The 25482-nt window shown below is 39.5% G+C and carries 31 protein-coding genes; 13 read left to right on the forward strand and 18 right to left on the reverse strand.

Going from position 1 to position 25482, the window contains the following annotated elements:
- Window positions 1-27: 27 nt before the first annotated feature.
- From OC25_RS20325 to OC25_RS20335, 3 genes are read right to left on the reverse strand one after another with little or no spacing between them, the layout of a single operon-like run.
- Entirely contained in the window at window positions 28-1287 is a 1260-nt protein-coding gene (locus OC25_RS20325; protein ID WP_039479898.1) for a sensor histidine kinase, read from the reverse strand.
- Entirely contained in the window at window positions 1284-1961 is a 678-nt protein-coding gene (locus OC25_RS20330) for a response regulator transcription factor (protein WP_039479899.1), read from the reverse strand. The genes OC25_RS20325 and OC25_RS20330 overlap by 4 nt, the downstream gene beginning before the upstream one ends.
- A gap of 35 nt (window positions 1962-1996) precedes the next feature.
- A complete protein-coding gene (locus OC25_RS20335) occupies window positions 1997-2599 on the reverse strand; it encodes an HD domain-containing protein (RefSeq protein ID WP_052266348.1) in 603 nt (200 codons plus the stop codon).
- Between the two features lie 320 nt (window positions 2600-2919).
- Between OC25_RS20335 and lat the strand changes: the two genes are divergently transcribed.
- Together lat and OC25_RS20350 are read left to right on the forward strand one after the other, a co-directional pair.
- Window positions 2920-4251 (forward strand): L-lysine 6-transaminase, encoded by a 1332-nt coding sequence (lat, locus tag OC25_RS20345; protein WP_039479980.1) that lies wholly within the window; start codon window positions 2920-2922, stop codon window positions 4249-4251.
- 2 nt (window positions 4252-4253) lie between these two features.
- Window positions 4254-4655: a hypothetical protein gene (locus tag OC25_RS20350; RefSeq protein WP_039479901.1), complete on the forward strand. Its 402-nt coding sequence runs from the start codon at window positions 4254-4256 to the stop codon at window positions 4653-4655.
- A 42-nt stretch (window positions 4656-4697) separates the two neighbouring features.
- Here the strand turns inward: OC25_RS20350 and OC25_RS20355 are convergent, their stop codons facing one another.
- The 4 genes from OC25_RS20355 to OC25_RS20370 form a co-directional block, all read right to left on the reverse strand.
- Entirely contained in the window at window positions 4698-6059 is a 1362-nt protein-coding gene (locus tag OC25_RS20355; RefSeq protein ID WP_039479902.1) for an acyl-CoA dehydrogenase family protein, read from the reverse strand.
- Window positions 6060-6252: 193 nt separating this feature from the next.
- The gene (gene bshB1, locus OC25_RS20360) at window positions 6253-6969 is read right to left on the reverse strand and encodes a bacillithiol biosynthesis deacetylase BshB1 (protein ID WP_039479903.1); all 717 of its coding nucleotides are present in this window, start codon (window positions 6967-6969) and stop codon (window positions 6253-6255) included.
- Between the two features lie 5 nt (window positions 6970-6974).
- Complete coding sequence (locus OC25_RS20365; RefSeq protein WP_039479904.1) at window positions 6975-7487, reverse strand: glutathione peroxidase; 513 nt, start codon at window positions 7485-7487, stop codon at window positions 6975-6977.
- Between the two features lie 6 nt (window positions 7488-7493).
- On the reverse strand, window positions 7494-8108 hold the full coding sequence (locus OC25_RS20370; RefSeq protein WP_039479905.1) for a DUF4294 domain-containing protein: 615 nt from the start codon (window positions 8106-8108) through the stop codon (window positions 7494-7496).
- Window positions 8109-8217: 109 nt separating this feature from the next.
- On the opposite strand from OC25_RS20370, the gene OC25_RS20375 reads away from it, so the two are divergent.
- From OC25_RS20375 to OC25_RS20400, 6 genes are all read left to right on the forward strand, one after another.
- Window positions 8218-10425 (forward strand): RelA/SpoT family protein, encoded by a 2208-nt coding sequence (locus OC25_RS20375; RefSeq protein WP_039479906.1) that lies wholly within the window; start codon window positions 8218-8220, stop codon window positions 10423-10425.
- Window positions 10426-10598: 173 nt separating this feature from the next.
- A complete protein-coding gene (locus OC25_RS20380; RefSeq protein ID WP_039479907.1) occupies window positions 10599-11096 on the forward strand; it encodes a Fur family transcriptional regulator in 498 nt (165 codons plus the stop codon).
- A gap of 38 nt (window positions 11097-11134) precedes the next feature.
- Complete coding sequence (locus OC25_RS20385; protein ID WP_039479908.1) at window positions 11135-12415, forward strand: adenylosuccinate synthase; 1281 nt, start codon at window positions 11135-11137, stop codon at window positions 12413-12415.
- A gap of 304 nt (window positions 12416-12719) precedes the next feature.
- Window positions 12720-12947, forward strand: a complete 228-nt coding sequence (locus OC25_RS27995; RefSeq protein WP_143009650.1) for a hypothetical protein — start codon at window positions 12720-12722, stop codon at window positions 12945-12947.
- Complete coding sequence (locus tag OC25_RS20395) at window positions 12941-13246, forward strand: type II toxin-antitoxin system RelE/ParE family toxin (RefSeq protein WP_245222104.1); 306 nt, start codon at window positions 12941-12943, stop codon at window positions 13244-13246. Before OC25_RS27995 ends, OC25_RS20395 begins: the two co-directional genes overlap by 7 nt.
- Window positions 13247-13421: 175 nt before the next feature.
- Window positions 13422-14681, forward strand: coding sequence for an anthranilate synthase component I family protein (locus OC25_RS20400; protein ID WP_039479910.1), 1260 nt, complete (start codon window positions 13422-13424; stop codon window positions 14679-14681).
- A 160-nt stretch (window positions 14682-14841) separates the two neighbouring features.
- On the opposite strand, the gene OC25_RS20405 is transcribed toward OC25_RS20400, so the two are convergent.
- Window positions 14842-15120, reverse strand: a complete 279-nt coding sequence (locus OC25_RS20405) for a hypothetical protein (protein WP_039479911.1) — start codon at window positions 15118-15120, stop codon at window positions 14842-14844.
- Between the two features lie 117 nt (window positions 15121-15237).
- Between OC25_RS20405 and OC25_RS20410 the strand changes: the two genes are divergently transcribed.
- The 4 genes from OC25_RS20410 (at window position 15238) to obgE (ending at window position 18278) form a co-directional block, all read left to right on the forward strand.
- Window positions 15238-15504: a helix-turn-helix domain-containing protein gene (locus tag OC25_RS20410; protein ID WP_039479912.1), complete on the forward strand. Its 267-nt coding sequence runs from the start codon at window positions 15238-15240 to the stop codon at window positions 15502-15504.
- Between the two features lie 118 nt (window positions 15505-15622).
- Entirely contained in the window at window positions 15623-16207 is a 585-nt protein-coding gene (locus OC25_RS20415) for a hypothetical protein (protein WP_039479913.1), read from the forward strand.
- A 313-nt stretch (window positions 16208-16520) separates the two neighbouring features.
- Window positions 16521-17111 (forward strand): adenylate kinase, encoded by a 591-nt coding sequence (locus OC25_RS20420; protein ID WP_039479914.1) that lies wholly within the window; start codon window positions 16521-16523, stop codon window positions 17109-17111.
- 171 nt (window positions 17112-17282) lie between these two features.
- Window positions 17283-18278, forward strand: coding sequence for a GTPase ObgE (gene obgE, locus OC25_RS20425; RefSeq protein WP_039479915.1), 996 nt, complete (start codon window positions 17283-17285; stop codon window positions 18276-18278).
- Between the two features lie 14 nt (window positions 18279-18292).
- On the opposite strand, the gene OC25_RS20430 is transcribed toward obgE, so the two are convergent.
- The 10 genes from OC25_RS20430 to OC25_RS20475 all read right to left on the reverse strand — a co-directional run bounded on the left by OC25_RS20430 (window position 18293) and on the right by OC25_RS20475 (window position 24726).
- The gene (locus tag OC25_RS20430; protein ID WP_039479916.1) at window positions 18293-18712 is read right to left on the reverse strand and encodes a thiol-disulfide oxidoreductase DCC family protein; all 420 of its coding nucleotides are present in this window, start codon (window positions 18710-18712) and stop codon (window positions 18293-18295) included.
- Window positions 18697-19518 carry a hypothetical protein gene (locus tag OC25_RS27065; RefSeq protein WP_052266349.1) on the reverse strand — a complete coding sequence of 274 codons (822 nt, stop codon included), beginning with the start codon at window positions 19516-19518 and terminating at the stop codon, window positions 18697-18699. Before OC25_RS27065 ends, OC25_RS20430 begins: the two co-directional genes overlap by 16 nt.
- Window positions 19519-19520: 2 nt before the next feature.
- Window positions 19521-20075: a hypothetical protein gene (locus OC25_RS20440; RefSeq protein WP_156131542.1), complete on the reverse strand. Its 555-nt coding sequence runs from the start codon at window positions 20073-20075 to the stop codon at window positions 19521-19523.
- 57 nt (window positions 20076-20132) lie between these two features.
- Window positions 20133-20438: a hypothetical protein gene (locus tag OC25_RS20445; RefSeq protein WP_039479918.1), complete on the reverse strand. Its 306-nt coding sequence runs from the start codon at window positions 20436-20438 to the stop codon at window positions 20133-20135.
- A gap of 205 nt (window positions 20439-20643) precedes the next feature.
- Window positions 20644-21297: a response regulator transcription factor gene (locus OC25_RS20450; RefSeq protein WP_039479919.1), complete on the reverse strand. Its 654-nt coding sequence runs from the start codon at window positions 21295-21297 to the stop codon at window positions 20644-20646.
- Window positions 21298-21384: 87 nt separating this feature from the next.
- Window positions 21385-22203, reverse strand: a complete 819-nt coding sequence (locus OC25_RS20455; protein ID WP_039479920.1) for a sensor histidine kinase — start codon at window positions 22201-22203, stop codon at window positions 21385-21387.
- Window positions 22184-22849 (reverse strand): hypothetical protein, encoded by a 666-nt coding sequence (locus OC25_RS20460; RefSeq protein ID WP_156131543.1) that lies wholly within the window; start codon window positions 22847-22849, stop codon window positions 22184-22186. Before OC25_RS20460 ends, OC25_RS20455 begins: the two co-directional genes overlap by 20 nt.
- 20 nt (window positions 22850-22869) lie before the next feature.
- Window positions 22870-23289, reverse strand: a complete 420-nt coding sequence (locus OC25_RS20465) for a hypothetical protein (protein ID WP_156131544.1) — start codon at window positions 23287-23289, stop codon at window positions 22870-22872.
- Between the two features lie 261 nt (window positions 23290-23550).
- Window positions 23551-24309, reverse strand: a complete 759-nt coding sequence (locus OC25_RS20470) for a YdcF family protein (RefSeq protein ID WP_039479922.1) — start codon at window positions 24307-24309, stop codon at window positions 23551-23553.
- Window positions 24310-24360: 51 nt separating this feature from the next.
- Window positions 24361-24726, reverse strand: coding sequence for a YtxH domain-containing protein (locus OC25_RS20475; protein ID WP_039479923.1), 366 nt, complete (start codon window positions 24724-24726; stop codon window positions 24361-24363).
- Between the two features lie 355 nt (window positions 24727-25081).
- On the opposite strand from OC25_RS20475, the gene OC25_RS20480 reads away from it, so the two are divergent.
- A complete protein-coding gene (locus OC25_RS20480) occupies window positions 25082-25462 on the forward strand; it encodes an OsmC family protein (protein ID WP_039479924.1) in 381 nt (126 codons plus the stop codon).
- The last annotated feature ends 20 nt before the right edge of the window (window positions 25463-25482 follow it).

The raw sequence follows: 25482 nt of genomic DNA on the forward strand, positions 1-25482 counted from the left end.
GAAACCAATTTTGGAGCAATTCTGTAGTTAACTGACTGAACTAAAATTTATTGAAAAAAAATGCCTGTTATCGTGGTATGCATAACCAAGATCAAAATGGTAAAGATTGCAGATCTGCCTGGTGATGGCAAGCCCTAAGCCCATTCCTTCCGAATGTGACGATTTCGCGAATCTGTCAAAGGAGTTGCTTTCAAGCTTCTCGGCATTTCCGGTATTGGAAACGGTTAGCATCGTTCCTTTTAGTGAGACCTCAATGCTTCCGCCTTTTATATTATGCCTCACCGCATTGCTGATCAGATTATTAAGGAGTATATCCGCAAGATATTTACTCATCCGTACTTCCAATTTGTCGATATCAGCTGTTATCTGCAGATCATCTTTTTCAAAAAGTTCCTGAAACTGTCTGAGTTTTGAACTGGCGAGAACAGCCATATCTATCTGCTGTATATCCGGAATGAGGTTATTTTCAATTTTGGCAAGCAAAAGCAATGACTGGTGGAGTCGGGACAGCCTACCGGTGGCCTGATAAATATCCTGCAGGAGTTCTCCCTGTCTCAGGGTAAATTCCTCGGTCTGAAGCAGTGAATCCAGTTTGGAATTGATTACTGCCAATGGGGTCATCATCTCGTGAGAAGCATTATCGGTAAAACTTTTAAGCTCGCGATAATCCCGGTGTACCCTTTCGGCCATGGCATTTACCGAGGCATTCAGCTCAATGAACTCGTCGATACTGGTAGACTCTTCTCTGATACCCGTCATTCTGGTCACCTCAAAAGATTTCATTTTTTGAAGAATCGAGTAAAAAGGTTTCCAAAGCCGGTTGAAGAAAAACCGGTTGATCAGTAAAAGTGCGGTTAGCAGCAACAGCGATACGCCCAGCGTAATCAACAGGATAACGCGTACCAGGTCTTCGGCCTCAACCCTCGATTTGGTAATTACAACCCGATAGGTCACCTCTCCCACCTTTACCGTGGTAAACAGACTTCTCCCAGGCTCTTCGTCCTTATCCTTGGGATCGATATAGCTGGTGTAACGCAATTCACGCTCCGGTTGGCTGGGATCAAACACGGAATAGGCAACCTGTTGATTGATGAAACTGGCCGGTAACGGAAGTTTATGGTAGGTGGCTACATATTGCTGTATTTCATCTTCTTCCACAACAAGATCCTTGTCGAGCTTGTCGGTGAGTATGGAGTGGATGAATAAGTAATAGACAATTCCGGTACAGATGAGCACAACAGTGGAGGTAACAATATTTACCCGGTTGTAATTGGTCGCGAGTTTCATTGATCGGTAAACTTATATCCTATTCCATAAACAGAACGCAGATAATCGCCCGCTCCTGCCTCTATTAGTTTTTTTCTCAGATTCTTAACATGGGTATAGATAAAATCAAAATCGTCAGACATGTCCATTTCATCGCCCCAAAGATGTTCGGCCATCGCATTCTTGCTTACCACTTTGTTTTTGTTAGACAGGAAATAAACCAATAATTCAAACTCTTTTCTGGTAAGCGGAACCACCTGCCCCCTGATTTCTACCTTCATGGCACCCAGGTCTGCCTTGATCTCCTGAAACTGGATCTGGTTTTCTCCGTTAAAATTTTTTCTACGCACAATTGCGGTAACGCGGGATTTAAGTTCAGAAAGGTGAAAAGGCTTAACCAGATAGTCATCTGCACCCAGATCAAGTCCGGCCAAACGGTCATCCAGAGAATGCCTTGCCGAAATAATCAATACCCCATCGTTTTTTTTCAGTTCCTTTAACCGGGTCAGGATATCGAGCCCCTCTCCTCCCGGTAAACCCAGATCCAATAAAATGCAATCATAAGAATAAAGCGATATCTTTTCTACCGCAGCAGAAAAATCTGAAGCATGTTCACAGATATTTCCGTCACCTTTAAAGTAATCGAGAATACTCTCCAGCAAGGCCTGTTCATCTTCTATTACCAGTATTTTCATTTTATGTATTGGTTTTAATTATCGATAGTTATCACCTACTTGCCAAGCCTGCTTTTTAATTTTTCAATATTGAGCATTTTTTCCTGCTGAAGTTTTGTCTTTCCATAGCCGGTGAAATATTCGTGCGTTGATAACAGTTTTAGGTTAAGCTCATCCCACTCCTGTGCTGAAAAACGGATATCCTGCTTTTCCTCCCATTCCTTTTTCAATCGGTCTGCATAATATAGGTAATCCTCAAGTGAAAAATGATAAAAATCGGCATCACAGATAATATATTCTAGTTTAGAACCTGGTTTCTGCGGGTACCGGGTAGCCATGATGCAGCTTGTTACCTGGGATATAATGTCTTCATCAACGTTTAATTCATTGAGAAATTCTACTGCCATTTTAGCCCCCACCTCTTCATGGCCGAGATAAAGCTTAGCATAACCAATATCATGAAGCATAGCGGCAAGTATCAAAACCAGCTTTTCTTCTTCTGTACAGCCCTCCTGTCTGGAAATCAATTGTACGCCCTCTACTACCAGGAGGGTATGTTCAAAATTATGAAAATACATCCCCTGAGGCAAACGGTTGTTGTAAATATCTTTGATAAAAACTTCAACCTGGTTTAGAAGCATCGCTTTGTCCTGGATCATAATTCGGGATTTGCTGCAAAACTAAAATTCAAATCTGAAGAAAAACTGGAGTTGAACATGCTCCCGGGTGCATATTTTAAGGAAGCTGGTTCTTCCCCAATTTTACCGAAATACCCAACCGAAAAAGTAGACAAACGAAAACCTCTTGATGGAGTTTTAGCAAAAAAGTTTTCCACATCTGTGAAGTCCAAAACACAAATTTGTCTATAAACATACTTTAAACTGTTTAAACCTATTTTTTGCTTTACAGGTTCAAAAAGTGCTTAAATTTTAATTTCAGGCACATTTTACTAAATTTGGATTATACCAAAACCAAGTTTATGTATCAATTAACAGTACCTGCAAACCGCGTTAGTGAATCGTTAAGTAAGCACATTTTAGCTGATGGTTTCGATCTTACCTATGATATGGAAAAGAGTCATGGGGCCTATATCTACGATTCGAAATATAACAGAACCCTGCTCGATTTTTTCACCTGTTTTGCATCTGTTCCCTTAGGATACAATCACCCCAAAATGATCAATGATGAAGCCTTTAAACAAAGTCTTTTTCAGGCTGCATTGGCCAATCCATCAAACTCTGATGTTTATACCCAGCAATACGCCCAATTTGTAGAAACTTTCTCCGAAGTGGGTATCCCCGATTACCTGCACCATGCTTTTTTTATCGCAGGTGGTGGTTTAGCGGTAGAAAATGCGCTTAAAGTAGCCATGGACTGGAAAGTGCAAAAGAACTTTGCCAAAGGGTATACCAGCGAAAAAGGCTTTAAGGTACTGCATTTCGAAAGGGCGTTTCATGGCAGAACAGGTTACACATTGAGTTTAACCAATACGCTACCCGATAAAACCAAATGGTTTGCCAAGTTCGATTGGCCCAGGGTTTCGGTTCCGGAGGTTAAATTCCCACAATCGGGCGATAACCTATCCCGTGCTATCGAAACTGAAGCAACAACTATAGCCCAGATTAAAAAGGCATTTGCCGACAATAAAGATGAGATCTGTGCCATTATTGTTGAGCCGATCCAATCGGAAGGTGGCGATAACCATTTGCGCGAAGAATTCTTAATCCAGTTAAAAGCACTCGCCGATGAAAATGAAGCTTGTTTAATTTACGATGAAGTACAAACCGGTGTTGGCTTAACAGGCAAATTCTGGTGTCACCAGCACTTTAGCGAAAAGGCACGACCCGATATTTTAGCTTTTGGCAAAAAAATGCAGGTTTGCGGTATTTTGGCTGGCAAAAAAATAGACGAAATCGAAACCAATGTATTTAAGGTACCCAGCCGCATTAACTCTACCTGGGGCGGTAACCTAGTAGATATGGTACGTTCAACGCAAATTCTTCAGATTATAGCAGAAGATAAACTCTGCGAGAATGCTACAAAAGTGGGTGCTTATTTAAGCAGTCAACTCGAAAATTTAGCGCAACGTTTCGATCAGATGACCAATGTGCGCGGCAGAGGCTTACTTTGTTCCTTTGACTTCCCAAATAAAGAAATGCGCAATAATTTTATCAGCAAAGGACTGGAAAACAACGTGATGTTTCTGGGATGCGGCGAAAAAACCATTCGCTTCCGTCCGGCACTTTGCATTGAACAAAAACATATTGACGAAGGCCTGACTGTTATGGAAAAAATATTGCCTTTATTGTAGGCATGAGCAGAAAATCTCTTATTTATACCATTACCGCAATTGTTTTAATTCTGGTTTTCTTTATGGTTAAAGATACTTTTAATCAACCCGGAATTGAGGATATGAAAGCTGGATTCAAAGAAATTGTGAAGTACAGAAACGCCAACAATACCGGACCTGTGCAACGCATTTACGTGGTAACGGTTAAAGATTCGGTTTGGAAAGAGTTGGAAGATTATGGCAATTTAATGCCCCATACCAAATATGGCAATACCAAAGTGTATTTCTTTATGCAAAATGCCAATGTTCCGCAAAGCTTGCAACCCGGCGAAGTAAATTTCGATCCGGTTTTTAACAAAGATTGCATTGCCTTGTACGAAAAAAGCGCCATGAGTCAGGTGGCGTTTAATAAGCATCCTTATTAAATATTAAACCTATGAGGTTTTCAAAACCTCATAGGTTTACAGCTATACAAAAGCCGAAAAACCTGTTATTGCCCGCCCAACTATCAGCGTATTAATCTCTTTGGTACCTTCATAAGAGTAAATAGCCTCTGCATCAGCTACAAAACGGGCTACATTATACTCCAGCAAAATACCATTACCGCCCATTACCTCACGTGCCTTGCTTACTACATCGCGCGTACGTAAGGAGCAAAAAACCTTAGCTAATGATGCATGCTCATCTTTCAGTAAGCCCTGGTCCTGCAGTTGAGATAAACGAAAACACAGGGTCTGCATCGCCGTTAAATTCGATAACATTTCTACCAGGTGGTTTTGAATCAGCTGAAAAGAAGCAATTGGTTTCCCAAACTGTTTACGCGTGCGGGTATAATCGAGTGCATTTTCGTAGGCTCCACGGGCACAACCAACCGCCTGCCAGGCTACGCCCGCCCGGGTCATCTGTAAAACCTTTGCGGTATCTTTAAATGAGTTGGCATTTTGCAAACGATCTGCCTCTTCTACCTCGCAATTGGTTAAAGTAATCAATCCGTTCTGCACAATGCGGAGTGCCATTTTATTTTGCATTTTTTCTACTGCAAAACCTGGGTTATCTTTTTTAACAATAAAGCCTTTTACCTCGCCTTCTTCTTCATCCCGTGCCCAGATCACCAGTATATCGGCAAAAGTTGCATTACCAATCCACTTTTTCTGACCATTTAAAACCCATTTCCCTCCTGCCTTTTTACAGGTTGTAGTTAAACCTCCGGCAGCAGCTGAGCCTACTTCTGGCTCTGTCAAACCAAACGCCCCAATAATTTTAAACTGCTGCATCAGGGGCAACCATTGCTGCTTTTGCGCTTCCGATCCGCATAAATAAATGGAGCCCATAGCCAAACCGCTTTGCACACCAAAAAAAGTCGAAATAGAGGTATCAATCCTCGCCATTTCCATAGCTAAGATACCTTCCATCAGGTTAGATTTACCCGGGCAGCCATACCCTTGATAGGTTAATCCGCAAATATTCAGTTCAGCAAGTTTGGGAATAATTTCGAAAGGAAATTCAGCCCTGTTCCAATACTGGTTTACAATCGGTTTAACTTCCTTTTCTAAAAAGGCGCGCACTTTTAATTGGAGCTCACGGTCTTCATCTTTTAAAGCTTCATCACCTAAATGGTAGAAATCGCCTTCAATAGGTGGCAATTCTTTCTTTTTCTGCCCTCCGCCCATCATTTTCATCATCCCCTGGATTTGTTTATCGTCCAGGTTAGAAATTGTTTCGACCATTTTAGGCAGATCGACCTTTTTCGACAAGGCATCTAACTTATCAAAATCAACATGTTTAAAAAGCTTGTACGCGTTTTTAAGAGAAGAAAATATATTCGCCATTATTATTCGTTTTAAGAATAACAAATAAGGCGCGGTTTTGTTGGCGACGTAGCTTGTCATTCTGAACGCGGTGAAGAATCTACAACCTATTGAGCGTATTACGGGAAGACGAGAACACACTAAAAGTTATTTTATGCCAAGCTTACTTTTTAACTCAAAGATTCTTCGCTGCGCTCAGAATGACAAATCTTTATTATCTCAAATCAAACAGGTTATCAACACCCAATAATTTTCTCGAGGTAAAACCCTCACCAAAAGTAGCGGCTATGCTTTTTCCAAATTCCCTTGCACGGCCAATTACACTTTCAAAAAACTCGGGCGATGAGATATAGGTCTGCTGACCTGCCACATCCGGATTATAAAACTGTGTTTTAAAGGCCTGAATTGATTTGATTTTGGTATCCATATGATCAGAGATATCAACAATAATATCTGGTCTTAAATAACGGTCCTGAATGTATTGTAAAAGTAACCTCGGGCGGTGTGCTTCCTGTTTAACACCATTTAAAACCGTTTCAATTTTAGGCAAACCCGATAAAAATACCGAATCGAAAACCAAATCCCCTGCCCTTCCATGGTCTGGGTGACGATCTTCCAAAGCATTACTTAAAATAATCTCCGGCTGGTATTTTCTAATCACTTTAACCACTTCTAAACGATGAAACTCATCATTCTGGAAAAAGCCATCGCGCATGCCCAGATTCTCGCGTACATGCAGGCCCAGTATCTTAGCCGAGTCTGCGGCTTCCTCATCTCTGGTTTCGGCAGTACCGCGTGTACCCAGTTCGCCACGGGTAAGATCAACAATACCAACCTTTTTACCTTGTGCAATATGTTTTAAAATTGTTCCTGAACAGCAAAGCTCAGCATCGTCAGGATGAACGGCTATAACTAATATATCTAATTTCATAAGTTTTAACGGGCATTTTGATTCAGCAGCTGCTGAATTTTCTTCTTGATTTTTGTACTTAAAGGTTTGGTAAAAGGCAAATAAAAATCTACCAGTTCGCCATTTCTGTTTAGCAGGTATTTATGAAAGTTCCAGCGGGGTTTCGAACTCAGTTTGCGGTTTTGTTTTTTATCGCTCAAAAACTGGTAAAGCGGGTGCATCAGCTTTCCACGTACCATTATTTTATCAAAAACCGGGAACTGAACACCATAGTTAACCTCGCAAAAGGACGCGATATCGGTACCATCCAAGGGCTCCTGCTGGCCAAAATCGTTGGTCGGGAAACCTAATATTTCGAAGTCGGGATGATTGATTTCGTCTTTTAATTGCTGTAATTCTCTCAGTTGCGGGGTAAATCCGCAGGCTGATGCGGTATTCACGATGAGTACTACTTTATTCCGGTAGGCAGATAAAGGCTGATCTTGGCCATTAATTTTCTTAACCTTGAAGGGATAAATATTCGGAATGCTTTCCTGCATTATTTTTTATTGATAAAAACCCGAAGTGCGGATAATGGATTCAATATCCCTATCCTCCGTCGGATCGTAAGTGCTTTTTAAATTATGGCCAACCACACGGGCAACAATCTGATATGAAAACGCGGCAAAACCTCCTTTGGTTTGTTTTACAATATCGTAGGTTGTACGGCCAACTTCGCGATCAATCAGTTTCGTTAAAATCTGTCCCTGGGTAATCGTCAGTTCCTTTATTTCGCGGTTAAACATGTCTTTAATTTCTTTATCACATTGTTTAACCAGTTGTTTTTGTTCCTTTTTTTCTGCCGTTTTGGCTAAGTCCTGCTCAAGTTGTTCATACCTGCGTTTAGCAAACAAAGCATAAGGCATCACCTTGAGCACATTATACCTTAAACGGTTATAAGCTGCCTGCTCGGCCGGCGATTTCCATATCCGCGGGGCGAATATCGTCACATCCTGCAACTGCATCCATGGAATCATGATCCCATTATCATTTGTAGAGGCTACTCTTATTGTATCGCTTTTACCCAATTTAGGGAATACCGGGGCAGCTGGTTCCTGCGCCTGCAGTGAAACACCATAAATCATTACAATACAAAGAAAAAAGAGCCCTTTAATTTTCATAAATTTATACTTTTACAAAGTTAGGTGTTATTTCATATATTAGTTGTTCCACAGAACTAATATAAGTTTTATTCATAAATAAGACGCAATTTTTACGCAAAAAATACAAATGAAAACAGAGTTAGTGATTGATTTAGAGGCAGAAAAGCAAGAGATTCTTAAAAGATACAGGGCATTATTACGCGCCAGTAAATCTACTTTACAGAAGGGCGATAAAAAGGAAATCCGCAAAGCTTTTGATATGGCACTCGAAAGCCATAAAGATATGCGCCGTAAATCGGGCGAACCCTATATCTACCATCCCATTGCAGTTGCACAAATCGCCGCCGAAGAAATTGGTTTGGGAACTACCTCTATTGTGTGTGCGCTGCTGCACGATGTGGTAGAAGATACCGACATTACACTCGAAGATATTGAACGCGAATTTGGCAAGAAAACCGCCAAAATTATAGATGGCTTAACCAAAATTTCGGGCGTTTTTGATACCAACAGCTCTTTACAGGCCGAAAACTTCAGGAAAATGCTGCTTACCCTGGCAGATGATGTAAGGGTAATTTTGATTAAACTGGCCGACCGCCTGCACAACATGCGGACGATGGATTTTATGCCCCGACATAAGCAACTTAAAATTGCATCCGAAACCATTTATCTATATGCACCCCTTGCCCACCGTTTGGGTTTATATGCCATAAAATCAGAGTTGGAAGATCTTTCCATGAAATATCTCGACCCTGATACCTATAAATTCATTGCCAAGAAACTTAACGAGAAAAAAGCAGAACGGGCACTGTTTATCAAAAAGTTCGTAGAGCCGATTGATGAGATTGTGCACGAACAAGGCCTGGTTGCCGATGTATATGGCCGGCCAAAATCTATCCATTCCATCTGGAATAAAATGAAAAAGAAAAACATCCCATTTGAGGAGGTGTACGATCTTTTTGCCATCCGCATTATCCTGGATTCGGCACCTGAAAATGAAAAAGCCGATTGCTGGAAAGCCTATTCGATTGTAACTGATTTATACCGCCCTAATCCCGACCGTTTGCGCGATTGGGTTTCATCGCCAAAAGGAAATGGTTACGAGAGTTTACACACTACAGTAATGGGCCCGCGTGGCCAGTGGGTAGAAGTACAAATCCGTACCCAAAGGATGAATGAAATTGCCGAAAAAGGTTTCGCGGCACACTGGAAATACAAAGAATCGAGCAACGATAACGGGCTTGACCAATGGATTCAGAAAGTACGCGAAATGCTGAGTAATCCTGAAGCCAATGCTTTAGATTTCCTTGATGATTTTAAAATGAACCTCTTTTCTGATGAGATCTTCATTTTCACCCCAAAAGGTGCTTTAATCCAGTTACCGCTGGGCGCCACCGCTTTAGATTTTGCTTTCGAAATCCATACCGATGTAGGTGCAACCTGTATTGGTGCCAAGGTTAACCACAAACTCGTACCTATTTCTTACAAGCTGCAAAATGGCGATCAGGTAGAAATCATTACCTCAAGCAAGCAAACACCAAAAGAAGACTGGCTCAATACCGTAGTTACCGCAAAGGCGAAATCAAAAATCAAATCTTCATTAAAAGAGGAAAAACGGAAAATTGCCGAAAATGGTAAGGAGATTTTAGAGCGAAAAATGAAATCGCTAAAAATCACCTACAATACCGATAACATTCAAAAACTAAGTTATTTCTTCAAACTGCCTTCAACACAGGAGCTTTTCGTAAATGTTGCCTTAGGTAAAATTGAGCTGAAAGACATTAAAGAATACCTGTCGAGCGAAAAAGAAGTAGAAAGCCGTGCGCCTGAACGACCAGAAAACCTAACGGTTGATATGGTTAAAAACAAAATAAAGGGCTCGGAAAACGACATTTTATTGATTGGTGAAGATCAGCAGAAAATAGATTACACCCTTGCCGCTTGTTGTAATCCGATTCCTGGCGATGATGTGTTTGGTTTTGTAACGGTTAGCGAAGGGATAAAAATCCACAGAACCAATTGCCCGAATGCCGCTCAGCTCATGTCTAATTACGGTTATAGAGTAGTTAAGGCCAAATGGAACAAGCAACAGGAACTTACTTTCTTAACCGGTTTACGCATTGTGGGTATTGATGATGTGGGCTTAATTAACAACATCACCCGGGTTATTTCTACCGATTTTAAGGTAAATATGCGTTCGATTACCGTTGATACCAACGAAGGAATTTTTGATGGGTCGATTATGATTTTCGTAAACGATACCGAACATTTAGAAAACCTGATTAAAAATTTACTAAAAGTTAGAGGAGTTACCGGAGTTACGAGGTTTGATGCTTAATTAGTCCGAAAGTCGGAAGTCCGGAGTCAGAAGTCAAGATGGTATTTATACGCTATTTTCAGACTGAACTTCGGACCTCAGCCTTGCCGACCTCCGACTTATTACAACATTTAAACAATCTAACCCTCGAACAATCAAACTAATTGACTACCTTTGAATGGAGTTTAAAAACTATGTCTGAACAAAAAACAAATGAGCTCGTTCGCAAGATTTTTGAAGCTTATTTAGAGAACAAAAATCTACGTAAAACACCAGAGCGTTTCGCTATATTGGAAGAAATATATTCAAGAAACGACCACTTTGATGTAGAAACCCTGTACATCCACATGAAAAACCAAAAGTACCGCGTTAGCCGTGCAACGGTTTACAACACGCTGGAGTTACTGGTTTCATGCGATTTAGTTACCAAACACCAGTTTGGTAAAAACATGGCGCAATTCGAAAAATCTTATGGTTACCGCCAGCACGATCACGTAATCTGTATCGAATGCGGTAAAGTAGTAGAATTCTGCGACCCGCGTATTCACCAGATCCAAACCATGGTTGGTGATCTTTTAAAATTTGATGTTAAGCACCATTCGTTAAACCTTTATGGCTTTTGCTCTGATTGCAGCATGGCTAACAAAGTGAATGAAAGTGCTGCTACAGCAGCAAATCTGGAAACAAATTAAATTATAATACTAATAAAACCAGCTTAATTTATTAAATAATGACGCAAGTAGATGTACTTCTCGGCCTGCAATGGGGCGATGAAGGAAAGGGAAAAATCGTTGATGTACTAAGTCCAAAATATGATCTTATAGCCCGTTTTCAGGGCGGCCCAAATGCCGGACATACTTTAGAGTTTGATGGCAAAAAATTCGTTTTAAATACCATCCCATCAGGAATTTTTAACGAAAAAACCATGAACCTGATTGGAAATGGTGTAGTAATAGACCCTATTATCTTAAAAAGAGAATTAGATAATTTAAAAAAAGCTGGTCATGATCCGGTTGCAGAAGGCAAACTGGTTATTGCCCGTAAAGCACACTTAATTTTACCAAGTCACCAGTTATTAGATGCAGCCAATGAGGCACGCATGGGTAAAAACAAAATTGGTTCTACCTTAAAAGGTATCGGTCCAACTTATATGGATAAAACCGGCCGTAATGGTTTACGTGTTGGCGATACTACCCTACCTGATTTTAAAGAGCGTTATGCCAAACTGGTAGAAAAACACACTGAAATTCTTTCGCACTACGAAGGTTTTGAATATGAACTGGCCGAAAAAGAAGCTGCTTTCTTCGAAGCTATTGAATTCTTAAAAACCATTCCACACGTAGATAGCGAGCACTTTGTAAACGGTTACCTGAAAGAAGGAAAAGCTGTTTTAGCAGAAGGTGCACAGGGAACTTTATTGGATGTTGATTTCGGATCTTATCCTTTCGTAACTTCAAGCAATACCACAACTGCAGGCGCTTGTACAGGCTTAGGTATTGCCCCTAATAAAGTTGGTGCGGTTTATGGCATTTTTAAAGCTTACTGTACACGCGTTGGTGGTGGTCCGTTCCCTACTGAGTTAGATAATGAAGTTGGTGAGAACTTACGTGCCTTAGGTCATGAGTTTGGCGCAACTACAGGCCGTGCCCGTCGTTGTGGCTGGATTGATCTTCCTGCCTTAAAATATGCCATCATGTTAAACGGTGTTACCGAGTTAATTATGATGAAAGCCGATGTTTTGGATACTTTTGATACCATTTATGCTTGTACACACTACGAATATAATGGCGAAACGATTGATTACATGCCTTATGATATCATTTCTATCGAACCAAAACCTGTTTTAAAAGCAATTGATGGTTGGGCTACTGACGTAACTAAAATTACTTCGGTTGACGAAATCCCTGCTAAACTGACTGAATACATTGCTTTCTTAGAAAAAGAATTGCAAGTGCCAATCAAATTCCTTTCGGTAGGACCAGACAGGGCACAAACTTTAGAGTTACACTAATTAATATTAGTCATACTGAAGCTCTTGCCTGCGCAGGCAAGAGCTTCAGTATAAATGACTAAAATAAAGAAAAGCAATCCAAAACGGATTGCTTTTCTGTTTTACAGACTATCATGCGTTATCGTCCTCGTTTGCAACGAGGATGAACGAAAGCCACATTTGCAATGTGGTTAGACAAATAAGCGATATAATCGCTTTTCTCATTAATCCTCGTTACAAAACAACACTTTTGTTTACATTCAACCTACGCAACTATTTGCTAATCAATATCAATTTAATTATTTTTGACTATAAATATTCTATCATGGCAACTATCTTAGAAAGCGAAATGCTTAATTATTTTACTCAACTAGACGATGCCGAAAAGACTTCTGTTGTTAAAATGTTAAAGGCATTTATAAAAGGTAAAAAAGAAAATCCTAAACAAAGTCTTGAACAATATAATAGCGAATTATTATCAGCCGAAAATGAATTTAAAAACGGTAATTACATCTCTCATGATGAATTATTAAATGAGATTAAAAGTTGGTAACCAACAATATTGAAATTGTCTGGACCACACCGGCAAAAAAACAATTAAGAGAAATCTTTGAATATATTAGGATAGAGTCTGTCCAAAATGCAATAAAGGTTGTTAATGACTTAACCGATGCCGTAGGAAATATAGTTCAACATCCTGAAAAATATAAGCCCGATCAATATAAAAAAGACAACGATGGAACCTACCGTGCCTTTGAAAAACATCATTTTAGAGTTTCTTATAGAAACGAAAATGAAATTATAAGGATTTTAAGAATCAGGCACACTAAAATGAATCCTAAAAAATACTAATCGTCCTCCTTTGCAACTAGGATGAACGAAAGCCACATTTGCAATGTGGTTAGACAAATAAGCGATATAATCGCTTTTCTCATTAATTCTCGTTACAAAGTAGGACTATCACTTTCCAAAAAGATAAAAATTAATTTCTTACAATTATCAGCGCTATTTCTACCTTTGCCGCAACTTGGAAACCCTACAAAACATATTAAAATTTAAACAAAAAGCACTGCACTGGGCCAACCAGTTTGAAGTGTGTTGCTTTCTGGATTCGAATCAGTATAAAGATGCTTACTCGGCGTACGATTTTGTGATTGCAGCAGCCGTACAAAGCGAGCTAAGCTGTGCATCAGGTACTGCTTTTGATCAGTTAAAGGCTTTCCAGGCAGCCCATCAACAATGGCTTTTTGGATTTTTTAGCTACGATCTTAAAAACGAGACCGAGAATTTGCATTCTAATCATGCTGATCAGCTAAACTTTCCAGACCTGTATTTTTTTGTACCGAAATATCTCATTGCATTTAAAAATGGTAAAGCAGAGGTATTAATTGGTGATGAGGATATTTTAAATGAAATCAATAGCTTTCCAATCGAAACTAAGCACCAGGTTGCAGCATTAAATATCCAACAGAAACTTTCAAAAGTGCAGTACATCAGCAAAATTGAAAGCTTAAAAAATCATATCATCCGTGGCGACGTTTATGAGCTTAATTTTTGTCAGGAGTTTTTTGCAGAAAATGCACAGATCAATCCTGTCGAAACTTTTGAATCGCTGAATCAACTTTCACCTACCCCATTTGCAGGTTACTTTAAAGTGTACAACCAGTATATTTTATCGGCCACTCCCGAAAGGTTTATGTGCAAACGCGGCAAGCGCTTAATATCGCAACCCATTAAAGGAACAGCAAAACGCAGTTCAAATCCTGAAACAGACGAGCAGATTAAAAGAGATTTAAGAAACGATATTAAAGAGCAGGCAGAAAATGTAATGATTGTAGATTTAGTGCGTCACGACCTTACTAAATCGGCTGTTAAAGGCACTGTTAAGGTGGATGAGCTCTTTGGTATTTATAGTTTCCCTCAGGTGCACCAAATGATTTCGACCATTAGTTGTGAGCTCGATCCGAACATTCATTTTATTGATGCCATTAAAAATGCCTTCCCAATGGGCTCTATGACAGGTGCTCCTAAAGTTAAGGCCATGCAGCTCATTGAACAATACGAAGAAACCAAACGAGGCATTTATTCAGGCTCTTTTGGCTGTATTAGTCCGGATGGAGATTTCGATTTTAACGTAGTGATCCGCAGCATTTTATTTAATGCCGAATCAAAATACCTGTCCTTTCAGGTTGGAGGCGCCATTACCTATCAATGCGACGCCGAAAAAGAATATGAAGAATGTTTGCTTAAGGCGAGTGCTATATTGCAGGTTTTGGGCGATAACTAGTTCACTGGTTTAATGGATAAACCCAATACTAATTAATCAATCTATTACTTAGCTTATTTAAGAAAAAAGATGCTGAAATAAATCCGATAGCTATCGGATCAGCATGTGGATCAATGAAAAAGGTGGAAGTTTATGCTTCATGCTAAACCTTCCACCCTTTTTACCTTCTGCCTTCTACCTTATTTTTTGTAATACTGCTGTGCCTCTGGTAAATATTTCTGAATCTTTGCAATAAATGCAACAGTCCTTTCTTATCTAAGTATGCGCTGAGCTCCCCCAGCCAGCCGTAACTAAATCCCTTTTTATCTATTAGTTGTTTAGGCGAAACGGATGTGATGTCATTTAGCGTGCTGACATTCATGGTATCACAAGCCCTGCAGAAATTAGCACTAAAACCTAGTTTTTCAATCGGGATCTGTAGTATGTTCTCCTTTTCCATGTTTTATTGGTATTTGAAATATAATAAAGATACAACTTTGTTTCTTATAAGCTGTATCTATTGTGGTGTTTCTTTTTAGAAGTACCTTTGGCGCATCATTTTGGTTTACTTTATCCTATGAGTAGAGCCAAAAACGATCAGAACAGCGAGAATATAAAGCAGGTTTTAAAATTGGTTGGCGAACGGATTCGTTTCCTTAGGGAAGCTAAAGGGGAACGCAACTATGAAAAATTTGCTTTTAAGCATGACCTTAACCGCACGCAGCTCTGGCGGTATGAGAATGGGGAAGATCTGAATTTTTCGTCTTTGCTCAAGGTCCTATCGGCATTGGATATAAGCCTTGCGGAATTTTTCAGCGAGGGTTTCGATCAATCAGCTAAGTGATCGCAGAAATGATAAATGAGCCAGTAATGAAAAATTAGGAGGACTGGCATATTGAACATAATTGATAGCCTGAATGCTGCGATTAATTAATATCTTAGTTGTATAAATTAACGTAGCTATGAATTTCTTTAAAAAACTATTTTCTGCTAAAAGCGAAAAAAATCAAAATGAAACTGATCAGGAAACACCTTTTAAAGAGATCGTTTCTACCGAGTATTTTGATGAAAGATATGATGAAGATTTTATAAAGCCCGAAATGCTTGAAGGCTGTCTGAAAATGATTGAAGGCTTTGCTGTTGCTAACAAACTAGACAGAAAGGTTGAGTCTCCAATAAATCATCCATTAAATCTGGATCAGGTGGTTGAGGATGGATTTGGTTTCGAATTGTATTGTAAAGCGCTTAATTTAGGAAATACAGATGCTGCTATGATGCTTGCTTATGCTTTTAGCGACTTTCTGATTAAACTTTACGGATTTAAGCTATTTCATGATAAAAAACCTGAGTATCCATTGAGAGGTATGACGCTAAAGTATGATCGGGAAGGAGTGTTGTTATCGCTTTATCCATTTGAATATGCGGTTAAAGTTTTGAATTATGAAGCCCGTTTTGAAGATTTGGTAATAAGGCTTGAGTCGAACCTAAAAAGTTTGCCAGGAGTGGATGATGTATTAAAGCAATTTTTGAATCCCAATAAAGGGTAAGTTGTGTAAAAGCAAGAATTTATTGGAAGAGATATTGAAAATAGTTTGGTTAATTAACAGTTTGTTTAAAAGAATATTCTGCTAAATATAAAAATGGCACAAGAATCTTTGTACGATAAGAGAAATGTCATTAAAACAGCGCTTTTTTAAATAAATTCTCAATTATAAATGGCTTGTAAATTAATAATTGTATATTTGCAGCCTCGAAAGGGCGTAGTTATTTAGCTGATTATTAACTAAAAGGTGCGTTACTTTCGGTAAAGCCATAGGAATAAGGCTTTTTTTAATTTTGAAGACAACCTAAACAACCTGAATGCTTAATTTAGTACTCTTTGGCCCTCCGGGGGCGGGTAAAGGCACCCAATCTGAAAAACTGATTGAAAAATATCAGCTGGTACACGTTTCAACAGGCGATCTTTTTAGAGCACACGTTAAAGGTGAAACCGAATTAGGAAAAAAAGTAAGTCAGTTGTTGGCGGATGGAGAATTGGTTCCGGATGCAATTACAATTGCCATGCTTGAAGAAGAAGTAGACAAAAACCCTGATGCAAAAGGATTTGTGTTCGACGGATTTCCACGCACTGTTCCACAGGCAAAAGAACTTGATTTATTTTTAGAGCGTAAAGGCAGCAAAATTGCAGGCGTTATTGCTTTAGATGTTGATCAGGAAGAATTAACAAAACGTATTGCTGAGCGCCAGAAAATTAGTGGCCGCCCGGATGATGATGCTGAAAAACTAAAAAAACGGATTTCAGAATATTTCGATAAAACCATCCACGTATTACCTTATTATGAGGAGCAAGGTAAATTGAGCAAAGTGAATGGTATTGGTGAAATTGAAACCATTTACAGCAATCTTTGCGAAGTGATCGATCAGTTCAGCAACGGTATCGAAGTTAAATAAATAGCTGCAAAGCAAAATTAGTATAAAGAAGTACCGGACAATTTTTTCGGTACTGCAGTATAAAAACATAAGAAGAGTTATAATGTTAAAGCGTTATAACTCTTTAATTTTAACGGAACTGTGGTTGTAGCAGGTTAACGTTAAAACATTAAAACATTCAACAATAATAATATGTCACAGGGTTCAAATTTCGTAGATTATGTAAAAATCTGTTGCCGTTCTGGTAAAGGTGGGGCAGGTTCGGCACATTTACATCGTGATGTTTTAACTTCTATGGGTGGTCCTGATGGTGGTGATGGTGGCCGTGGTGGTCATATCATTGTTAAAGGAAGCATCCATATCTGGACATTATTGCACCTTAAATACCGCAAGCACATTATTGCTGAAGATGGTGGTGCCGGTGGCAGCTCGCATAAATCGGGCAAGCAAGGTAAAGATGAAATATTAGAAGTACCCCTCGGAACCATTGCCCGCGATGCGGAAACCGGAGAGGTGCTTTTTGAAATTACAAAAGATGGCGAAACCAAAATCTTAACGGCCGGCGGTCGTGGAGGATTGGGTAACGCACACTTTAAAAGCCCAACGCAACAAACACCGCGTTTTGCCCAACCAGGTGAGCAAGGTCAGGAAGTTTGGAACATTCTTGAGCTGAAAGTTTTGGCCGATGTTGGCTTGGTAGGCTTCCCGAATGCGGGTAAATCTACACTACTTTCGGTAGTATCTGCAGCTAAGCCCGAAATAGCCGATTATCCATTTACTACCATAGTGCCTAACCTGGGCATTGTAAGTTACCGTGGTGGCAAATCATTTGTAATGGCCGATATTCCGGGTATTATTGAAGGTGCTTCACAGGGTAAAGGTTTAGGTTATCGCTTTTTACGCCACATTGAGCGTAATTCTGTATTGCTTTTCATGGTTCCGGCCGATACCAGCCGCTCGATTAAAGAAGAGTACGAAATTTTAAAAAGAGAACTGGAATCGTACAACTCCGAATTAATGCAAAAGCCACACGTACTGGCCATCACCAAATCGGATATGCTGGATGAGGAATTAATGGCAGAAATGAAACAGGATTTGCCTAAAATACCTGCTATTTTTATTTCTTCGGTAGCAGAAAAGAATATTCTCGAACTGAAAGATATGCTTTGGAAGGCTATTGAAGGCTAAATCCCATTCTTATTTTAGGTCAAAAACCGGCTCCTAACTTCTGCCGTTGGGATCATGCAGCTTTCTGTTCGCCCGAAAAAGCTATAACGTTTATTAGCAAAGGCGATGTAGAACCAGTTCCTGATAATGTTTGGAATCAGATAGGCCAGATTGATTAATGGCGACCACCAGATATCCAGGTTTTTCAGGATATAGAGCACAGCTTTTGATTGAGTCAGTACCTCATTTCCCTTAGCCACAACAATACTGTTGAGCTTTTCAAAATCAGTTTTATGCATTTCGCTCAGCATTGCCGAAGTCTTGCTCTGTAATGGCGCAAAATGAAATTTATTACGGTGATCGTTTGCAATAACATAATTGATATAACCATTACAGAAATTGCATACGCCATCAAACAGGATAATATCTTTCGATGTATTTAAAACAGGTGCCATGAAATTTGGTGGTTAACGAAATAAATTGCCGGATAGGTTGCCATAAAAGCCCAGAAGAAAGAGTTTAGCCCCATAATTACCGCTGTAAAAAAGTGGAAGATAAACCCCCATACCAGAAATATCAGCGCAAATGGCCAGGGTAAAAACAAGCATAGCGGAAAAATCGTTTCCATAATGATAACATTCCAGCATAGAAAAAGATTGGCTGCGGGATATTTCTGCAAGAAAAGCGTTGCCTTTTTTGAACCGTATGTTTTGGTAGAAAACACGTCTTTTATCGCAGTGCCCGAACGCCACTCGGCCGATACAAGTTTGGCAATGCCTGCAACTGCGTATGAAAGGCAAGCCTGTAATGCAATAAACCAAAGTCCGATATCCCTTAACTTACTACTGGCCAGTGCCGGCATATTGCATAAAATGAGGGTAATGATGATCAGCATACTCATCTGATCGGAACCATCGCTTCCGTAATGGGTAACCAGTGAGGCCAGGAGTAAGCTCAGGCCTAATAAACTGATCAATACCCATCCAACTGTACTTTGTAAAGGAAAAAATAACAAACCGGTAATGAGCAGGCACCTGATGAGGAAGAGTATGGCCAAACCCGGAACACTGAATAGTTTAAAAAAGGGTTTCAGAAGAGGTTTTTGGTTTTCTTTGGTCCATTTAAGCTGCATTACATTCCAGGATAACAAGCCGTTAGGAGAAAATATCTGTACTTTTTTGAGGTATTCTAAGGTAGAGATCAGTAAACCCACACTGAGTATGATCAATACAATTTGCGATATGTTGTTAAATAAAATCATGGCTAAATTTGATGAAAAACAGATAACAGGATTAATGATGGAGTCGTTTCTTTTTGATAACCCGCCGATTCGGCCAGCATAAACTGGCGGTGGCAGTTTTCTGTACGTCGTTTATAATGGCTAACCGCATGCAATACAATGATATAAGGCGTAGAAAACATGAGTAAGTTTAAATTGCCTGTTTTTTCGCGGTAAGATGGGATACTTGAAACAAGGCTCTGTACCACATCTGAGAGGATTTTTTTATCCCGTTTTTCGGGGTTCCATAACCACGACCAGAATGTGCGTTCTTCAGTAATATCCATTTCATGCCATTCGGTATAACTGTCATCTGATATCTTGTCTCTGAATAGCAGATGATAGTCTCTTTTGCCTGGATGGGGCGCGAAAAATGTCCATAATGGAATCAGGTTAAAGAGGTCGATTTTATATCTGATGAACCAGGATACTCTGGTTTCTTTGAACTGGCATAATATGGTGGCTAAAAACCAGCAGGCCAGGATAACGGTTATTACAAGTTCGTAAATTGCCGTAGGTGTTAATTTCAACATCATCATTTTTAAAATAAGATTGGAGAAAAAAGGGAGGACAGTTTAACTGTCCTCCACAAATTGTTAATTGAATTTTTTACGGAGTTCGATCAATTTATCTAACGATAAGCCATTGTTGGCCTCTTTAGAAAGATCGCTGATCTCAGCTTCGTTCAACGCATTTGCTGCACCCACAGCTTCTACTACCTGGGTAACTACAGGAGTTGCTTTAACGGTTACCTTTACAGCCTGTACAGCGGTGCGTGCTATTGCTGTAATAAATAAGGGAGCTGCTGAATTTGCTTCAACAATTTCATTGTCGCCTTGTAAATCGGCGATTAATGCATCAAGGATTGCTAGTTCTGCCTTGGATAAACCTGACTTTGCCATTTTGTTTTCTTTTTGAGGTAAATAAATAAATTGTTTATGTGCGTGGTTTTTGAAGCTTCGTTTGCACAATGTAAAGTTCAGGAGGAGGTGGTTTTGATACCAGCGTGATAATACCTAATCAGAAAACTAAGTATTTCTACGTAGTTAGTAGGGTAAAGTGCAAGGGGTTGAGGTGTAATAGGAAGGAAGGGAGGAAGGAAGGAAATTAGTCTATAACACCGTTTTTAATGGCGAACATGACTAAACCGGCTGTATTGCGCACACCTGTTTTTTCTATGATGCGCATTCTGATACCTTCCACAGAACGTGGACTTAAGAAAAGTGCTGTACCGATTTCACTGGCTGTTTTCTCGTCGCAAATCAGTTTTAATACGTCGAGTTCGCGTTCTGAGAATTCTATAGTCTGATTAAGTGAGAGTTTGGAGGTGCTTTTAATGGTCAGTTTTTTGAGCAAGGCTTTAGTTACAATATCATTAAAATAGTAACCACTTTCATGTACGGAGTAAATGGCCTTTCTGATTTCTTTTGGATCGGTATTTTTGAGCAGATAGCCATTGGCACCGTTTTCCATCAGGTGAATAATGAATTTAACATCATCATACATGGTAACAACCAGTATTTTAATATCGCTTTCGTATTTTTTCCTGATCAGCTTGATGGCTTCGATACCGTCCATTCCGGGCATTTTGAGATCCATCAAAATCACGTCGGGTTTTACCTCTTCGAGTTTTTGCATCAGTTCATGCCCGTCTGATACTTCAAATATCACTTCAAGGTTTTTATCGCGTGTAAAACCAACTTTTAAGCCATCTCTAAAAATGCTGTAATCATCTGCTATAGCTATCCTTATTTTGGGCATGGTTACTTTATTTAATCTTTTAAAATTAGTTAATTTTTTATAAACTGACAGTACAAGTTACATTTTAATACTACTTATTTGTATTAATTATTCGTCATTTGGTTTCCTTTCCTCAACCGGTATTTTTAATTCGATCTGGTAATGGCCAGCCTGTTCCGAAAAATTAAGGCAGGCTTTCAGCATGATCATCCTGTTCTGGATGTTTTTTAAACCCAGGCCATCTTTAGTATATCTGAGTTCTTCGAACTGATTTTGGGTGAGCCCGTTTCCGTTGTGTGTAATGGTAAAGATCAGCTGGTTGTTTGTGCTGGCCGAGGTAATATGGATGTGACTGGCCTTTGCATGCTTGTTAATGTTGTGAAGCAATTCCTGAACAACCCGGTAAATGCTGATATCGTTAGGACTGGCTTTGGTGTTGTGCCTGTCCTGAAGATCTAAACTAATGTTAATTAAACTGCTATGGCCAATCTTATCGCAGAAGTGGCTAATTGCTTCTTTAAGGCCCAGTTCCTGCAGGATATTGGAGTGCAGGTTATGCGATATGCCTCTGATCTTGCTGATTCCCTCATCGAGCAGGCTTTTGCTTTTGGCATACATTTCCTTACTGGTTTCATCGCAATTATCGAGGTTAATTCCATAAAAATGCAAGCTCGATGCCCCGAGTATAGCCCCAACCTCATCATGAAGTTCTTCGGCAATGCGTAGCTTTTCCATTTCCTCGCTTCTTACAGCTGCAGCTATCAGCTGATTTTTTTGTGCATTTTGCAGCGCTTGCAAATTCATTTTGTACTGAAGTTTTTTGCGCTGCATGAAAATAAAAATGAGCAAAATGCTAATAAAAAGCATCAGCATACCAGCCATACCTGCCATTAACATTAGGGTAATCTTATTGTTTTCCTGATTCATAAAAACCTTTGGCTAAAAACAGGTTTAAAATAATATACGATATGTTGTGCACGCTCCACAAACTTATGGCAAAGCGCTGAAAACGCAAGGTAAGCTCATTGTAGAGCAGGAAAATGAAGAAATTAAGTGCCACAAAAATGCCCAGGCCGGTAACAACCCAAAAAACGTTATCCGTAATCTTTGTGCCTATGTTATCGTTTATTTTAAACAGGTAATACTGTAATACATAAAAAAGCAGGAGCGCGGCCTCGATAGAAAGCAACCGGCTGCTGAATTTCCAGTAATCGAAAAAGTTTTCGAAAAAAGTAAAGTTGATAATCATAAAGAGCGTAAAACAGACTGGCATAATTTTTTTAACCCTAACCCAAAAAGGCTGCTGAAGATGGATAAAAAAGGCACTGAACAGATAAAAACGCACTGCTGAATGCAGGTTGTAAAGAAAGTTGTTGGAGTTGTATGCTGGTGGTAGCAGCATCCTGAATTTCCAAACCAGATCTATAGCGAGGTTAATAATCAATGCCGCCCATACATAAGCAACAACCAGCTTAAGTTTTGCTGGTTGTTGCTTAACCATTAAAATGGTAATTGGGATAAACAATGCCCATACTTCAGACCAATCGAGGACTAATTGGAATATTTTTAGCATCTGAGGTAAGGATTATGGCATTAGCTTATGGTTGCCGGTGGCGAAGGATTGGTTTCAATTGGATCGAGACCATCGTTGTACAACAATTCTGTATCTCCGGTATCAATTCTTTTAAATCTTTTTACATTATAGAAAACATGCCCTTGCGCCACATTCGGCACAAATACCAGATAATCGGGCTTATCGCCATGGGTATCGGGAGTGTTAATGAGTAACTGGATATCGGCCAGGGAAATGATGTTATTACTCATGATGATCGGGCCACTAAGGTCAAGGGCGCTATTGTTGTAAACCTCCAGTTTATCGAAATAACTACTGTATTGGTTGGTGTCAGCCATATAACCATAGGCAATCAGCTGTAAAGGCTTTTCTTTTTTATCGGTGTCGGGGAAAAAATAGCAGAATACAAATTGATCAATGCCTGGGGAATTTAAGATCATAGACTGGATTGTGCTAATCTCATACTTGAGCCAATAAAATTTTTGGGTTTGTTTTTCTTTAGTGAGCATAATTTTTAGTGTATTTGTAACGATATAAATGTATACAAATAATGTATTTAAAAATATACTTGTTAAGTAAAACTTTGAATACTGTTTTAAATCTTGAAGGTGTATTGTTATTTATTAATGTTAACAGATCTTTTGAACCCACCAATAAAGCGTCTGCAATAGGTTAATGAGTAAATAAAGGAAGTGATTGATTTAAAGTATCAATTGGCGAAAGTTGTCGATCAGAAGGCCTAGCCACTCTTTAAATAGCATATCCCAGGTGCCGAAAGCGCCGGCATCGGGGATGATAAAATCGTTGAAACTGTAATCTACCTGACCTGCATAATTGGTGGGGAGGTAATCTAAGCCATCGCCAAAAAAACGTTTAAAAATTACCTTTGCCCTGGGGATATGCCATGCGGTGGTAACCACTACAATTTTAGCATTAGGCATCGTTTTTTTGATTAGTGCCAAACTGAATTTGGCATTTTCGATGGTATTTCTGCTCTGGTTTTCGATAAGTACTGCGCTATCGGGAATGCAGATTTGATGCAGGAAATTCTTAACCAGATCGGCCTCTTTTACCTCGTTGTTAACCAGGCTGGCGTTGCCACTGGTAATTAATATCTTTTTAACCCTACCTTGCCGGTAAAGTGATAGCGCCTGAAACAGGCGATCGCTGTGTCCGTTCAGTTGTATTTCATTGTTGCGCTTGTTTAAACCCGAAAAGCCGCCAAGCACAATAGCTATATCGTAGTTTTTCTTCTGCGTAGGGTATGCAGGTTCGTACAAGTTAACCGCTTTTCCGGCCAGAAACGGATTAGAAAAAAACAGCAGCACCAGTGCGGATGCAATGAGTAATTTCTTTCTTGTTTTATCCTTTTTGGCTAAAATAGCGGCAACCAGCAAAACGCAAAACCATATAAATGGCTTGATTAAAAACAATAAAACTTTGGAGAGGATAAAAATCATGATTTGCAGACTGGAGCTGCAAAACTAAGATTTTAATCTGCTTTACCGCAATTATCCCTGACCTTCCTGTACTTGTCCGTTTTTATAGGCGTCATCTAATATTTCTTTCACATCAGATTTACGCTTTTTTTCTATTTTATGCTTAAAATGCGGCACTTCGTGTTCAACAATATCATCTTCTATAGCCTCAACACCAAATACCTTTTCTTTTAAAAGGTTATATTTATCCTGAAAGCCATAGCGCAGGTTTTTGGCTTTGCCTGCAATTTTGCCACGGGTACCAGCGCCGCTATCGGGAGCAAATAAAACACTGATTACGGCACCTGCCGCTAAACCTGCAACTAATGCGAGTGCAACCTGAACATTGTTATCGGACCTTTGCGTTAAATATTTTCTGATTAACTTTCTGTATTTCATAACATCACATTTCGAAAAAGAACAAATGCCGTGAAATAATGTTTCAAAAAAATAACTAAAAATAAGATTAAAAAAGATTGAGGAATAATTGTCCAGAGGATAAAATTATTTGTAAAAGCCGCAGATTTACAGATTTTATGCCTGGAACTTATTTTTAATAGCACAGTTTGCCCGGGTAAAATAAACCTGACAAGAGCGGGCATCCCGATTCATCGGGAGCAGGGCTACCGTTAATAGTTGTACAGACCCTGCTTTTCAAAAAAAATAATGCAGGTAAGTAAGGTAGAGATATGGCTGGGTACCCTTCAATCAGGAAATATTTGTTAAGTTTAGCGTTTTTAAGAGCTAAATTAATATGGTAAAAGCAACAATAAACCGCGAGCATTATGCTTGTTCGGTAAGCAACGGATCGCATGAAATTATAGCCGACGAGCCGTTGGAATATGGAGGTACCCACCAGGGGTTTGCACCCAAAGGGCTGCTGATGGCTTCGCTGGCATCATGTGTGGCCATTACTTTGAGGATGTATATTGACCGGAAAGGTTGGCCGGTAGAACGGATTGAGGTGGAAGTTAACGTAGATACAGAAAACGGCGAGACTATTTTTTTGGAAGAAATTACCTGTACAGGCGTACTTACTGAAGAACAGAAATTACGACTGGAAGATATTGCAACAAAATGTCCGGTGAGTAAGATTTTGGCTGCAGGTCACGAAATCAGATCAAAAGTGCTTTAACCCTAACGGTGCAAAACTCG

Source organism: Pedobacter kyungheensis, assembly GCF_000812965.1.
GTDB classification, from domain to species: Bacteria; Bacteroidota; Bacteroidia; order Sphingobacteriales; family Sphingobacteriaceae; genus Pedobacter; species Pedobacter kyungheensis.